Source organism: Martelella mediterranea (assembly GCF_021021415.1).
Classification (GTDB): domain Bacteria; phylum Pseudomonadota; class Alphaproteobacteria; order Rhizobiales; family Rhizobiaceae; genus Martelella; species Martelella mediterranea_C.
On sequence record NZ_JAINWJ010000032.1, the window covers coordinates 62,703 to 75,708 of the forward strand.

Below are 13,006 nucleotides of genomic sequence, written 5' to 3' on the forward strand. Positions count from 1 at the left end.
GCGCCGCTCTGCTACCAGGACAGTTCGACATGCGGCCGTCCATCCGAGGTCTTCGATGGCGAGCGTCCGGTTTCGTCGATGGTGCAGTTGATCCGGCGGCGAAAGGCCGAAAAGCTCTCGAAGGTGACCACATCGATCGCCTCGTCGAACTTCATCGTCAGCCGGTAGTAGCCCGATCTGTTCTGGATCGCCTGCACCGAGATCACCTCTGCGGTGAAAGGATGGCCGAGATAGGTGCCGCTGACGCGCGCGCCAAGCATCCATGGGTTGAGCGGCGGCCGGTTGCCGACCTTGGCGTGGAGCGTGTTCCAGTCGCGAAAACCGTATTGCGCGGCAACCAGTTCCAGCGCGCGGGAATGGCTGATGGTCTGGTCTTCCTGCGCCAGCCGGGCGCGCAGGCGTTTCGCCTGATCCTTGAGCGTCTCAAGGGCGGGGAGTGGTGTATGGGGCATTGCGAAGTCTTTCCTTCGCATTCGCTTTTATGGTGTTCCGGTGCCCGCATTGCCTGAAACGCGAATGCGCAAGGTTTGAAAAACTCGCTCATCGGTTCGAAGGGAACTTCACCAGAGCACAGCGTGCTTGCGGGCGGCCGGCGTCCCTTGCCGTTATGGCTCGGTACGCCGCTTTTCCGTCCGCGTCAAGCAAAGTCCGTCCGACCGGGATTGCGACCTTGAAGGGCAGAGGACGGCGTGAGATAACGCCAGCCATGGCCTCAAGCGATCTCATCATCAACGACCGGATCACCATTTTCGGCTGGGAGCTGACCGAGCAGTTCGTGCTGTCGGGCGGGCCCGGCGGGCAGAACGTCAACAAGGTCGCGACCGCCGTGCAACTGTTCTTTCCGCTCACGGCTTCGCCGTCACTCTCCGACACCGTCAAGCGCAATGCCGCGCGCATCGCCGGCCGCAAGCTCTCCAAGGAAGGCGTGCTGATGATCGAGGCCAACCGGTTTCGCTCCCAGGAGCGCAACCGCGAGGATGCCCGCGAGCGGCTGAAGGAACTGATCCTCGCCGCCGCCGCCCCGCCGCCGCCGAGACGCCGCAAGACAAGGCCCACCAAGGGCTCGATCGAACGCCGGCTGAAGGCAAAGACCGGACGCGGCGCCATCAAGAAGATGCGCGGCAAACCCGCAGCCGACGAGTAACCGCCATGAACGACCTGCCCGAGGGTTTCCGCTACCTGCCGGATTATCTCGACCGCGCCGCCCAGGAGGCGCTGGTCGGCGAAATCCGCGCCGTCGTCGCCGAGGCCCCGCTTTACGTGCCGACCATGCCGCGCACCGGCAAGCCGATGTCGGTCAGGATGACCAATTGCGGCGCGCTCGGCTGGGTCACCGACAAGCAACGCGGCTATCGCTATCAGGCAACCCATCCGGTGACCGGCAGGCCGTGGCCGCCCATGCCGGCAAGCCTTCTGAACCTCTGGGATATGCTCGCCGATTACGAGCGCCCGCCCGAGGCCTGCCTCGTCAATTTCTATGACGATACCGCCAAGATGGGCCTGCATCAGGACAGCGACGAGGCCGATTTCAACGCCCCGGTGCTTTCGGTCTCGCTCGGCGATACCTGCCTGTTCCGCGTCGGCGGGACCGAGCGGACCGACAAGGCGGTGTCGCTGAAGCTCAAGAGCGGCGATATCGTTCTGCTTGCAGGCCAAAGCCGCCTCGCCTTCCACGGCGTCACCCGCACCTATCCGGGCACCTCGACGCTTTTGAAGAATGGCGGCCGGATCAACCTGACGCTGCGAAGGGTGACGACGTAGCCGCCGCAAGGTGTGTGGAGGTTGGGCTGCGGTGCTGCTGAACTCAGGCGATCGAGCAAGTCTCGGATTCAGAGTTTCCGACCCTCGCTGCACTCCCCCCAAGGGGTCATGCTCGGGCTTGACCCGAGCATCCATACTGCGCAAGCCATTGATCAGAAGGGTATTTTATTAAGGTCGGGCGATCCGGCCTGGATCCTCGGGTCAAGCCCGAGGATGACACAGGATAGGCAGGCGGGTTTGTGAACAACCAGCCGGCAAGACCACGCGCGCCGGCGCGCCTTGGGAGGTTGTGTTCACATCGCGCCCGTCGGGCTTAACCCTCGTCGGTTCTGGATGAGCGCCGCGATCACCACCGGCGACATCACCGCAAGGCCGATCGCCAGCAGTTCGAGATCGCCGATCCCGGCGATCGCCTCGCCCGGCAGCGCGATCAGGATCGCGCCGATCAGGAGCGGCAGCCGCAGGATCCAGGCATAGTGGCTGTCGCGGAACACCGGGCCGATGCCCATGATATAGCCCTGGATGCCGCCCGCGAACATCCACACCCCGAACAGCGCCAGCATCAGCGAGAGCACGATATTGCCCCAGCTTCCATGCCCGATCAGCGCCGGATCGAACACGAAGAAGAACGGGATGAAATAGACGATGCTGCCGATCTTCATGGCCTCGAAGCCGGTGCGCATCGGCGGGGTGTTGGCGACCGATGCGGCGGCGAACGCGCCGAGCGCCACCGGCGGCGTGATGAAGGACAGCATGCCCCAGTAGAAGATGAACAGATGCGAGGCCAGCGGATCGAGCCCGACCTGGATCAGCGCCGGCGCCAGCATCACCGCGAGGAAGATGTAGCAGGCCGTCGCCGTCATGCCGGTGCCGAGCACGAGGCTCGTCAGCGCGCCCATGATCAGGAGCAGCAGCGGGCTGTCGCCGGCGATCGACAGCAGATCGTTGACCAGCGTCGCCGCGAGACCCGTCATCGAGAGCCCGCCGACGATCATGCCGACGGCGGCAAGGGTGGCGGCGAGCGTCGCGAACAGCCGGGCAAGCGAGTCGATGAAGTGCAGCACTTCCTTCCTGCCCCAGCGATCGGTCTTCGATACGATCTGGTTGATCACCAGCAGCGCGGCGGTGGCATAGAACGGCGCATATTGCTCGTTCTGCATCACCAGCAGCATGAAGGTCAAAAGCCCGAAGGCGAAGACATGGTGCCAGCCTTCCTTCAGCGTCTGCTTCAGCTTCGGCAGTTCCTCGACCGGAATGCCCTTCAGCCCGTCACGCGCGGCCCGCGCGTCGATCTGGATGAACAGGCCCATGAAATAGAGGAAGGCGGGGATCGCGGCCGAAACCGCGATCGTGGCATAGGGCACCTGCAGGAAATCCGCCATGACGAAGGCGGCGGCCCCCATGACGGGCGGCATGAGCACGCCGCCCGTCGAGGCGCAGGTCTCGATCCCGGCCGCCGTCGTGCCCTTCATTCCGACCCTGCGCATGGCCGGAATGGTCATGACGCCGGTGGTCAGCACATTGGTGACGACGCTGCCCGAAAGCGAGCCCATCAGCCCGCTCGAAAGGATCGCGACCTTGGCCGGTCCGCCGCGGACATGACCGAGAAGCGCGAAGGCGAGATTGATGAAGAACCGGCCCGCGCCGGTATGTTCCAGCGCCGCGCCGAACACGACGAAGCCGAACACGAGATTGGCGAACGCCTTCAGCGGAATGCCGAGCATGCTTTCAAGGCTCATCGCATGATAGGCGGCGACATAGGAGAACGGCGAGGAAAACGCCGAGATCGGCCCCGGCATGCGGTCGGCAAATAGCGGATAGGCCGAAAAGAACAGCACGATCAGGCCGAGGATCAGCCCGCCCGCGCGCCTGCCGGCGTCGAGCATGAGCGCCCACAGGATCGCGCTGAAGATCACCGCCGTTTGAGGCGGAGACATTTCCCAGCCGAGCAGCACGATGTCATAGGCATGGATGACGAAATAGGCGAGCGTGACCACTGTGATGGCGGCAAGCGCCCAGTCGATGACCCCCGGACCCTTGGCGGTGTTGCCGCCGAAGCCGGGGATCAACAGAAACACCATCGGGATGGCAAGCGCCAGCACGAGATAGAAATACTGGTTTTCGAGGATCGTGAAACCGAAATGCGATCCGAGATTGAACGTCTGGTTGGTGCCGAGCACGAGGAGGATCAGGGTGAAGACCCTGACCGTCCATCGCGCCGGACCGGGAAGCTGGCGAGTGGGCGTCGACTCGCCGTCATGATAGATCTTTTCCGGTTCGGACATTGCCTTCTCTTACCTGAAATAGGCCGGGAAGCCCGCTGCTTCCAGCGCATCGGCGCGCACCTGCATCCACTTCTCGGCAAAACCGTCGCCGCTTTCGCCTTCCATGGTCGCCCAGGCATCCTGAAGCACCTTGCCGCGGGCAACGAGGTCGTCATTGTGCTTCTGGATTTCGTCGGTCCAGACGCCGGCTTCCTTGTAGTATTCGATGGCGCCCGCATTATACGGCACGACCCAGTCGAACACCTGCCGGTCCGCAGCCCAGCCGGACGTTCCCGACTGCATCTTGGAATAGACCGGAGCCTGCAGGTCGATCGCCTTGGTGACGTTGTAGACCAGGTCTTCAGGGGCTGTGTAGGTGATCAGCGCCGGATAGGGCACGCCCGCGCATTCCAGCGGATGCTCCTCGTCGATATGAACGCCGACGGTTGCCTTGCGCTGGGTGAAGTGCGGGTTGACGGCCTGCAGGCGCTCCCACCCTTCCTTGTCGGAGAACGGCATCGCCAGCCATTTGAGGCCCTGCGGCGAGGCCGCCGCCTGTTCCAGAACGCCGCTGCCGGAGGTCACGGCCGTCATCGCGTCGATCTGGCCGCTGGTGAATGCCTGCCAGGCGCCGCCATAGCTCGGCTGATCGACAAGCTCGACATCATCGACGGTAAGGCCGCCGAAGGCCAGAAACGCCCGGACATTGGACTGAAGCGAGGGCGAGCTCACCACCCAGCCGATCTTCTTGCCCTTCAGGTCCTGGATCGAGTTGATGTCGCCATTCTCGGCAACCCCCATGGCGACGCCGTTATCGGCGCCCGCCAGATCGACGGCCGTCAGTTTCTGCGGGCCGAGACCGGGCGTGGCATAGCTCAACACACCCTCGAAGGCATAGAAGGCATCGCTCCCGGCCAGCGCGAACGGCACCCGGCCCTCGCGCGCCGGCGCGATGCGTGAAAGGTCGGTGGAGGCCGGCAGCACGCGCAGCGAAATGCCATAGGCATCTTCCAGCGCCTTGCCGACCGCGATCGACTGGTTGTAGCCAAGACTGCCGGTGTCGAAACTGGTCCAGACCAGCGTCTTCGGCAGGGTCACGGTGTCATCGGCGGCGACAGCACCGCCAGCCACCAGGCAGAGTGCGCCGAGCGCCATGCGCGCAAATAATCTCATTGGTCTTTCCTCCTCAACATTCTGGCTGACTCCTCGGCACGACCAGCGCATCGCGGCCCGTCTGCCGTCCCGCGCTGAAATTAGGATGACTTGTGTTTCGGGGATATTTCAATCCAAAGGCGTTTCGTCTGCCGAAATGGGAGCATCGCCCTTTGCCGGAGATGACGATGATGCGGTCGCACCAAAAAAGCGGCCCGAAGAGCCGCTGATCGTTGGATTATTGAGATTAAGTGCAGGAGGATTGTTGCAGAAGCGTCCGCATCATTCGGAGCCCGTTAAAGCCAGTTGTCGAGATCCTGCCTTCCTATGATTGCCATGATCTCGACGTCTTCTCCTCTGGTCCGATAGTAGATGCTGTCTGATTTATGGATCGCCCGGCGATATCCCTCGCGGATGAAGTCGACAGAGGGATGGGCGAGAGGACTGGCTGCGATCGCTTCAAATCGCGCAAACAGTTCAGCATGATATTTATCGGCGGCGCGCTGTCCCCATTGGGTCACGCCGTAGCGCCAGAGCCGGTATAGGTCTTACTCCGCATGGGGAGCGAGCCTAAAGCTCCCCATCGCTGCGCGCCTTGAACTGCTCCAGCATCGTATCGCGTGAAGTTGTCACCCAGCCCTTGGCGGCGGCTGATAGTTCGGATTCAATAAGCCGTGCCCGAATTGCTTCCACTTCGCGCGCCTTGCGGATGAGATCATTGATCACCTCGCTGCGGCTTGAGAATTCGCGGCTGTTAATCTGCTCCTGAATCCATTTCTCATTAGGCTCCGTAATGGAAAGGCTCGCGCGGGTCGCCATGCGATTGATCTCCGGTTGATGCAAATATGATGCAATTTTACATCATATCTGCATCAGCTCCAATCACTTTGATGCAAGCCACGCCTCCTCGCCCTCGTGAAAGGCGGCCAGCTCCTCGGGGCGGTCGTCGCCGAGCAGGTTCTGGTTGACGGTGATGCCGCGGCTGCCCTGGAGATAGGAGAGGAAACAGTAGCTCGGGCGATAGCTCTCCAGTCTGTCCCAGTCGATCGGCAGCGCCTCGCGCGGGTTCATCGCGCTCATGACGTCGCGCTCGAACAGGACTTCGAAACTCATGATCTTCCAGCGTCCGTCCTCGCGCACGCAGCGCGAGAAGAAGCGGCAGAACACGTGGAAATCGACCGCGATGTCCTCAAGTTTCGCGCGGTTGAAGATCATCGCCGGGCTTTCCACGGTCGCCCTGTCGCCGTTGATGCGGGCATAGGCTGGAAACACCCAGTGCTTGCCGCCGCGCACCTTCTGCATGAAGGCGCGGCTGGAATCGACATAGGCGGCCCCGCCCTTGCCGTCATACCAGCTGGTGCGCACATAGGCGTCATCGTGAAAGCATTCGCGCATCACGTCGAACCGCCCCTGATCACGGGCGAAACGTTCCCGGCGGACGAGATCGAAAAGTTCCTCGCGCTCCAGCATCTCCATCAGGCGTCGTTCGGTTTCGGGCTGCATGTTGTCCTCCGCGTTAGCGCATCGGTCAGGCCGTAAAGCCGACCAGCGCCTTGGTTTCCAGATATTCCTCGAAGCCGGCAAGGCCGAATTCACGACCATTGCCGGATTGTTTGTAGCCGCCGAAGGGCAGCGACCGGTCGAACGGCGCGCCATTATAATAGACCCGGCCGGCGCGGATGCGGTTGGCGATCTTGCGCGCGCGTTCGGGATCGGGCGACTGCACGAAGCCGGCGAGGCCGAAGGGCGTGTCGTTGGCGATCGCGACCGCCTCGTCCTCGCTGTCGTAGAACATCATCGACAGCACCGGGCCGAAAATCTCCTCGCGCGCGATCCGCATCTCCGGCGTCACGTCGGCGAACACCGTCGGGCGCACGAAATAGCCGGCATTGGCGGTGGCCGGGCGGCCGGGCCCGCCTGCGACCAGCGTCGCGCCCTCATCGATGCCGGAGGCGATCAGCGCCTGCACCTTGTCGAACTGGGACTGGCTCACCAGAGGGCCCATCGTGGTCTTCGGGTCCATCGGATCGCCGAGCACGATCGTATCGATCGCGCCGCGGGCGGCCGCGATCGCCTCGTCGCGGTTTACGCGCGGCACCAGCATGCGGGTCGGCGACTGGCAGTTCTGGCCGGCATTGGTGTTGCAGGCATGGACGCCGGCGGCGACGGCCTTCGCCATGTCGGCATCGGGCAGGATGATGTTGGCGGACTTGCCGCCAAGCTCCTGCGCCACGCGCTTGATCGTGTCGGCGGCAAGCTTTGCGACGCGGATGCCCGCGCCGGCCGAACCGGTGATCGAGACCATGTCGACCTCCGGATGGCTTGCGATCGCCTCGCCGACGGTCGGTCCGTCGCCCTGGACGAGATTGAAGACGCCTGCGGGCACGCCGGCCGCGTCGATGATCTCGGCGAGCGCCCTTGCGCTCAGCGGCGCGATCTCGCTCGGCTTCAGCACCATGGTGCAGCCGGTGGCGAGTGCCGGCGCGATCTTGGAGGCCATCTGGTTCAGCGGCCAGTTCCACGGCGTGATCATGCCGCAGACGCCGATCGGCTCGCGCCGGATGATGCCGGTCGGCTCGGGGCGCTCGAATGCATAGGTCTCAAGAACCCGGATCGCCTCCTCGAAGTGAAACAGAGCCACCGTCGCCTGCCGTTCGGTGGAAAACGTGATCGGCACGCCCATTTCCATCGTCATCAGCCGGGCGAGTTCCGGCAGCCGCGCCCGAAAACCATCGACGACGCGGCGCAACGCTTCCAGCCGTTCCGCGCGGGTGGTCGCGGACCAGGCGTCGAAGGCGCGGCGCGCGGCGGTGACCGCGCGATCGACATCGGCGGCGGAGCCGAGCGCCACACGGCCGATCTGGCGCTCGTCGGCCGGGTTGATGATCGCCATCTCGCGCGCGCCGTCAGGCTTCACCCAGTGTCCGTCGATGTAGATTTCCAGCGCGTCCATGATTTCCTCCCTCAGTCGGCAGCAGCGACTGTAGCCGCAACCGTCCGGGCCGCAATCGGGGCGCTGTCGTATTTCGTCTGCCGAAATGAGGGGCGCGCTGTTTTGCCTGGCGTCGCGAGGCTATCTAGAACATCATCGCAAAAAAGGAGGACCGCATGCGGCGCTATTTCGAGGATTTCGAGGTCGGCGAGACCTGGACCAGCAAGACCATTTCCCTGTCGGAGGCCGATATCATCCGCTTTGCCGGCGAATATGATCCGCAGCCGATGCATACCGATCCGGAAGCTGCGGCCAAGGGCCGGTTCGGTTCGCTGATCGCCAGCGGCTGGCAGCTTGCGGCCCTTACCATGCGCCTGTTCGTCGAGGCGGGCGGATATGGCGAGACCCCGATGGTCGGCCTCGGCATCGACGAGTTGCGCTGGCGCAGGCCGGTGAAGCCCGGCGATCAACTGACCGTAACCCGAGAGGTCGTGGAAACCTCAAGGCATGAGAAACGCCCGGAATATGGCCGCATCCGCACCAAAGTGACGATGACCAACCAGGATGGCGAGACGGTGATGACCTATACCTCCCTCGGTCAGGTGCCCGCGCGCAATGCCGGGTAGGGCGCCGCTTTCCGGCTGACGAAACGCGATGGCGGCAGGGGATGCGCCCGGCGCCTTCCTCGCCTATGAACGACGCAGCAACAAGGGAGGATGCATGGTGGGCGAGATCAGCCGCAGGGATTTTTTCGTAACGACGCGCGACGGCGTGAGGATCGCGATCCGCGAGGTGGCGGACGAGGGCGCCCCCGACCGGGCCGTGCCGATGATCCTGATGCATGGCACCCGCATTCCCGGGCTTTCGGAATATGATCTTGATGTGCCGAACGGGTCGCTTGCCGAAGACCTCGCCAGAAGAGGGCATCGCTGCTACATCGTCGATGGCCGCGGTTTCGGCCGGTCCGAGCGCCCGCCCGAAATGGAGGCGCCGCCGGCAAAGACGAGGCCGCTTTACCGCACGCTGGAACTGACGCGCGATCTCGACGCCGCCGTCGACCATCTGTGTGACACGAGCGGGCACGACAGGGTCGGCATGTTCGGCTGGGGCGTCGGCGGCACCTGCGTCATGGCCTATGCGGCGCTCAACCCGGAAAAGGTCAGCCATCTCGTGCTCTACGTGATGATGTATGGCGCGGCCGGCAACCACCCGAAGTTCTGCCATGGCTCGCAATGGGAGGATCCGTCGCGGCCCGGGCATTTCAACCGGGCGCATTTCGGCAATTACACCTTCAACGCCGTCGGCATGCTGACGCGCGAATGGGACCGTCAGATCCCGATCGCGGACAAGACCGCCTGGCGCGACCCGGCGATCGTCAAGGCCTTCGAACAGGCGCTGATCGACGGTGATCCGACCGCGAAGGACCGCGATCCGCCGACTTATCGCAGCCCCAACGGCATGCTGGAAGACCTGTTCCTGATGGGCATCGGCCACAAGCTGGTCGACGCCAGCCAGGTCTATGCGCGCGTCATGATCGTGCGTCCGGAATTCGATACGCTGAGCCAGAAGGATGATATGGATGCGCTGGCGGCGGACCTGATCAACGCCGAGGAAGTGTTGTACTGGCAGCCGGAAAACACCACGCACTACATTCTGTTCGACCGGCCGGAACGCGGGCGCGATGCGATGCTCGGCGCAATGGAAGCCTTTCTGGAATGCTGAGATATTTCGTCTGGCGAAACGCTTGTCTCTCGCGGTATGCCTGAACAGGGCGGCTTGTTAGGCAGGAACAGGTGAAGGGCGGCGCGGGCTTCGGGGATGGAGCCCAGCCGTCCGCAATGGAGGAGAAAATCATGAAAACCAGAATTTTCAGCACGATCGTGCTTGGCATTTCCGCAATGACGGCAAGCGGGGCCTATGCGGCAAGCTGCCCGGATGGCTTTCCGGAAAAGCCGATCCAGATGCTGGTGGGCTATGGCGCCGGCGGCGGCACGGATGCAATCGCGCGGGCGATCGCGGCCGAAATCGAGGAGAGCCAGGGCTGGACGGTCGTCGTCGACAACAAGCCGGGGGCCGGCGGCGGCGTGATGTCGGCCATGCTGATGAACATGAAGCCCGACGGTTATGCGATCGGCGTCGGCGCGACCGGGACGGTGGCGCTGAACCCCTACGAGAATGACGACACGCCTTATACCTATGAAAGCTTCGACTATCTGGGCACGGCAATGCAGATCAATTACGGCCTCGTCGCCCTGGTCGACCGGCCCTACCAGAACCTCGAGGAATTCATTGCCTATGCCAAGGAAAACAATGGCGCGACCATTGCGGTCGGCGGCAAGAGCCAGGAAATCCTCGTCGACCAGATGGCCAAGCATTACGATGTCAACCTGATCGCGGTGCCGAGCAAGGGCGCTGCCGACGCGCTGCAATCGACCCTTGGCGGCCATGTGGACGCGACCACGCAGGGCACCCAGCATGTGCAGCAGATCAAGGCCGGCGCGATGAACCAGCTCGCCTCGCTCACCGATGCGCGCGTGCCCTACGCACCGGATTCGCCCTCGCTGGTGGAGGTCGGGCTCGATGCCACGATCGAGGGGCAGACGATCTTCATGATCCCCAAGGGCGTCGACCCGGCGATCCGGACCTGCCTGGAGGAAGCGCTCGACGAGGCGGTCGATTCCGAAAGCTATGGCGAGTTGATGACGAGGCTTGAAAACGAGCCGCTCAACCTCGGGCCGGAGGCAACCACCGAGCGGATTGCCAAGAACGCTCAGTTCTACAAGACCTATCTCGGCAAGTGACGCGGGAAAGGTCCGGCAGCATGCAGTTTGAACGTCTGATCGGGGGAGCCGCCATCATCTTCGGCGGTTTCCTTCTCTTTTACCTGATCCCCGATCAGGTGACCGCCAGCGCCGGGCCGATCGACCCGTCGCTGTTTCCAAGGATCGCGGCCTGGCTGTTCATCCTGCTCGGCGCGGTGCAGCTCGTCATGAAGCCGCGCGAGGCGGCCGGGTTCGACGGTTACGAGTTTGCCCGTCTCGTCGGTCTCACCGTCGCCGTGCTTGTGGCGGCGCTCGCCATGCCGCGGATCGGCTTCCTGCCGTCGGCGGTGGCGCTGATGGCGGTGATCTGCGCCTTCATGTTCGAGCGGCGCTATGCCTGGCTTGCGGCAACCATCGCCGCCGTGCCGGTCGGCACATGGTTCGTCTTCGTCATCGTCATGGGCCGCCCGCTGCCCGCAATTCCGTTCTGAGAGCGCTCTGATGCCTGATTTCGCAACCATTATCGGCGGGCTGACGGACGCGCTCACGCTCACCAATATTCTCTATATCATCCTCGGCGTCGCCGTCGGCCAGATCGTCGGCGCGATTCCCGGCATGACGCTCCTGATGGCGCTCGCTATCGCCATCCCGCTTACCTATACGCTCGACACGCTGACGGCGCTGGCCTTCCTGATTTCCGTCAACAAGGGCGGCACGGTCGGCGGCGCGATCCCGGCGATCCTGATCAATACGCCCGGCACGCCGGAATCGGCGGCGACCGCGCTGGACGGGCATCCGATGGCCAAAAAGGGCCGGCCGATGAAGGCGATGAAATATTCGCTCTATTACTCGGTCTTCGGCGACATTTCGAGCGACATCGTGCTGATCACCATCTCCGCGCCACTCGCTTTGGTGGCGCTCCGCATGGGACCTATCGAGATCACCGCGCTGATGATCCTCGCCTTCACGGTGATCACCGGCCTTGTCGGCAATTCGATGGTGAAGGGGTTGATGGCGGCGGCGCTCGGCTTTCTGTTCGCCTCGGTCGGTATCGATCCGGGGCTCGGCACGCCGCGCTTCACCTTCGGCTCGCTCGATCTCTATGATGGCCTGCCGCTGACGGCGATGTCGATCGGGCTGCTTGCCGTTTCCGAGATCTTCCGTCAGATCGCCGCGACCACGCGGGCGACCAGCACGGCCTCGCCGATCCGGGTGCGTTCCGATGATCCGGAGGACAGGGGCGTCACCCTGACCGAGCTGCTCGCCAACAAATATGTCGCGATCCGCGCCTTCGTGATCGGGACCGTGATCGGCGCGATCCCGGGGCTCGGCTCCGCGACGGCAGGATTTCTGTCCTATTCGGTCACCAAACAGGCGGCGAAGGACCCGGAAAGCTTCGGCAAGGGCGATCCGCGCGGCATCGCGGCGTCGGAGGCCGCCAATTCGGCGGTGGTCGGCGCAAATCTGATCCCGCTCCTGACGCTCGGCATTCCCGGCAATATCGCGGCCGCCCTTCTGGTCAGCGCCTTCATCATCCACGGCGTACAGCCCGGACCGCTGCTGTTCGAGGAGCAGGGACGGCTGATCTACGGCCTGTTCGGGGCGATGCTGATTGCCAATTTCTGCAATCTCGGCGTCGGCCAGGTCGGCATGCGAATCTGGTCGATGGCGATCGCCGCGCCCAATTCGGTGGTCTATCCGGCGGCGCTGCTTCTGTGCATCACCGGGGCCTATGTCACCGCCGGTTCGATGTTCGGCGTCTACATCATGCTCGCCTTCGGCGTGCTCGGCTATTTCATGCAGCGTTTCGGCTTTTCGGTGGTCGCCTTCATCATCGGCTATGTGCTGACGCCGGAGCTGGAATCGAAGATGGTCCAGTCCATCCTGATCAGCCGCGGCGACCCGATGGTCGTGTTCCAGCATCCAATCGCGCTCGTGCTCTTGGCGCTCTCGGTGGTTTCGATCGTCTATCTGGGGCCGCGCAAGAGGAAGCCCAGGCCGGAACCGGAGCCGGTCGAGGACTGAACGGCCGGGTCGCGGTCGCGCTCAGAGTTTCCTCAGCGCGTCCGTCAGTTTGTAGACAGAGCTGTCCTTAAACTCGGCGTCATCAACTCTGTTTGATGGTTTGGTCTCTG

At 63.5% G+C, this 13,006-nt stretch carries 13 protein-coding genes and 1 pseudogene; 7 read left to right on the forward strand and 7 right to left on the reverse strand.

From position 1 onward, the window contains the following. Window positions 1–11: 11 nt before the first annotated feature. Window positions 12–452, reverse strand: coding sequence for a glyoxalase superfamily protein (locus tag K7H91_RS17630; protein ID WP_230721541.1), 441 nt, complete (start codon window positions 450–452; stop codon window positions 12–14). A gap of 254 nt (window positions 453–706) precedes the next feature. Here K7H91_RS17630 and arfB point away from each other — a divergent pair, with 254 nt between their 5' ends. Together arfB and K7H91_RS17640 are read left to right on the forward strand one after the other, a co-directional pair. Then, on the forward strand, window positions 707–1,144 hold the full coding sequence (arfB, locus tag K7H91_RS17635; protein ID WP_230721542.1) for an alternative ribosome rescue aminoacyl-tRNA hydrolase ArfB: 438 nt from the start codon (window positions 707–709) through the stop codon (window positions 1,142–1,144). A 5-nt stretch (window positions 1,145–1,149) separates the two neighbouring features. Continuing rightward, entirely contained in the window at window positions 1,150–1,761 is a 612-nt protein-coding gene (locus K7H91_RS17640; protein ID WP_230721543.1) for an alpha-ketoglutarate-dependent dioxygenase AlkB family protein, read from the forward strand. Window positions 1,762–2,054: 293 nt separating this feature from the next. On the opposite strand, the gene K7H91_RS17645 is transcribed toward K7H91_RS17640, so the two are convergent. From K7H91_RS17645 to K7H91_RS17670, 6 genes and pseudogenes are all read right to left on the reverse strand, one after another. Continuing rightward, a complete protein-coding gene (locus K7H91_RS17645; RefSeq protein ID WP_230721544.1) occupies window positions 2,055–4,046 on the reverse strand; it encodes a TRAP transporter permease in 1,992 nt (663 codons plus the stop codon). A gap of 9 nt (window positions 4,047–4,055) precedes the next feature. Further along, entirely contained in the window at window positions 4,056–5,198 is a 1,143-nt protein-coding gene (locus tag K7H91_RS17650) for a TAXI family TRAP transporter solute-binding subunit (protein WP_230721545.1), read from the reverse strand. Between the two features lie 275 nt (window positions 5,199–5,473). Beyond that, window positions 5,474–5,713: pseudogene (locus K7H91_RS17655) on the reverse strand (type II toxin-antitoxin system RelE/ParE family toxin); the annotation flags it as partial. Between the two features lie 34 nt (window positions 5,714–5,747). Continuing rightward, complete coding sequence (locus tag K7H91_RS17660) at window positions 5,748–5,996, reverse strand: ribbon-helix-helix domain-containing protein (RefSeq protein ID WP_230721547.1); 249 nt, start codon at window positions 5,994–5,996, stop codon at window positions 5,748–5,750. Between the two features lie 63 nt (window positions 5,997–6,059). Beyond that, window positions 6,060–6,680: a nuclear transport factor 2 family protein gene (locus tag K7H91_RS17665; RefSeq protein WP_230721548.1), complete on the reverse strand. Its 621-nt coding sequence runs from the start codon at window positions 6,678–6,680 to the stop codon at window positions 6,060–6,062. Window positions 6,681–6,705: 25 nt separating this feature from the next. Then, window positions 6,706–8,130, reverse strand: a complete 1,425-nt coding sequence (locus tag K7H91_RS17670; RefSeq protein ID WP_230721549.1) for an aldehyde dehydrogenase family protein — start codon at window positions 8,128–8,130, stop codon at window positions 6,706–6,708. Window positions 8,131–8,285: 155 nt separating this feature from the next. Here K7H91_RS17670 and K7H91_RS17675 point away from each other — a divergent pair, with 155 nt between their 5' ends. The 5 genes from K7H91_RS17675 to K7H91_RS17695 all read left to right on the forward strand — a co-directional run bounded on the left by K7H91_RS17675 (window position 8,286) and on the right by K7H91_RS17695 (window position 12,896). Continuing rightward, on the forward strand, window positions 8,286–8,735 hold the full coding sequence (locus K7H91_RS17675; RefSeq protein WP_230721550.1) for a MaoC family dehydratase: 450 nt from the start codon (window positions 8,286–8,288) through the stop codon (window positions 8,733–8,735). Window positions 8,736–8,763: 28 nt separating this feature from the next. Then, the gene (locus tag K7H91_RS17680) at window positions 8,764–9,831 is read left to right on the forward strand and encodes an alpha/beta hydrolase (protein WP_230721551.1); all 1,068 of its coding nucleotides are present in this window, start codon (window positions 8,764–8,766) and stop codon (window positions 9,829–9,831) included. Between the two features lie 131 nt (window positions 9,832–9,962). Beyond that, complete coding sequence (locus K7H91_RS17685) at window positions 9,963–10,910, forward strand: tripartite tricarboxylate transporter substrate binding protein (protein WP_230721552.1); 948 nt, start codon at window positions 9,963–9,965, stop codon at window positions 10,908–10,910. A 20-nt stretch (window positions 10,911–10,930) separates the two neighbouring features. Then, entirely contained in the window at window positions 10,931–11,362 is a 432-nt protein-coding gene (locus K7H91_RS17690; RefSeq protein WP_230721553.1) for a tripartite tricarboxylate transporter TctB family protein, read from the forward strand. A gap of 10 nt (window positions 11,363–11,372) precedes the next feature. Beyond that, entirely contained in the window at window positions 11,373–12,896 is a 1,524-nt protein-coding gene (locus tag K7H91_RS17695; RefSeq protein WP_230721554.1) for a tripartite tricarboxylate transporter permease, read from the forward strand. Window positions 12,897–13,006 lie beyond the last annotated feature (110 nt).

Bases quoted from the DNA above. Each gene is read 5' to 3' on its own strand.
- K7H91_RS17685 (WP_230721552.1), top strand. From the start codon at position 9,963: ATGAAAACCAGAATTTTCAGCACGATCGTGCTTGGCATTTCCGCAATG.
- K7H91_RS17675 (WP_230721550.1), top strand. From the start codon at position 8,286: ATGCGGCGCTATTTCGAGGATTTCGAGGTCGGCGAGACCTGGACCAGC.
- K7H91_RS17670 (WP_230721549.1), bottom strand. From the start codon at position 8,130: ATGGACGCGCTGGAAATCTACATCGACGGACACTGGGTGAAGCCTGAC.
- K7H91_RS17630 (WP_230721541.1), bottom strand. From the start codon at position 452: ATGCCCCATACACCACTCCCCGCCCTTGAGACGCTCAAGGATCAGGCG.
- K7H91_RS17695 (WP_230721554.1), top strand. From the start codon at position 11,373: ATGCCTGATTTCGCAACCATTATCGGCGGGCTGACGGACGCGCTCACG.
- K7H91_RS17660 (WP_230721547.1), bottom strand. From the start codon at position 5,996: ATGGCGACCCGCGCGAGCCTTTCCATTACGGAGCCTAATGAGAAATGG.
- arfB (WP_230721542.1), top strand. From the start codon at position 707: ATGGCCTCAAGCGATCTCATCATCAACGACCGGATCACCATTTTCGGC.
- K7H91_RS17690 (WP_230721553.1), top strand. From the start codon at position 10,931: ATGCAGTTTGAACGTCTGATCGGGGGAGCCGCCATCATCTTCGGCGGT.
- K7H91_RS17665 (WP_230721548.1), bottom strand. From the start codon at position 6,680: ATGCAGCCCGAAACCGAACGACGCCTGATGGAGATGCTGGAGCGCGAG.
- K7H91_RS17640 (WP_230721543.1), top strand. From the start codon at position 1,150: ATGAACGACCTGCCCGAGGGTTTCCGCTACCTGCCGGATTATCTCGAC.
- K7H91_RS17645 (WP_230721544.1), bottom strand. From the start codon at position 4,046: ATGTCCGAACCGGAAAAGATCTATCATGACGGCGAGTCGACGCCCACT.
- K7H91_RS17650 (WP_230721545.1), bottom strand. From the start codon at position 5,198: ATGAGATTATTTGCGCGCATGGCGCTCGGCGCACTCTGCCTGGTGGCT.
- K7H91_RS17680 (WP_230721551.1), top strand. From the start codon at position 8,764: ATGGCGGCAGGGGATGCGCCCGGCGCCTTCCTCGCCTATGAACGACGC.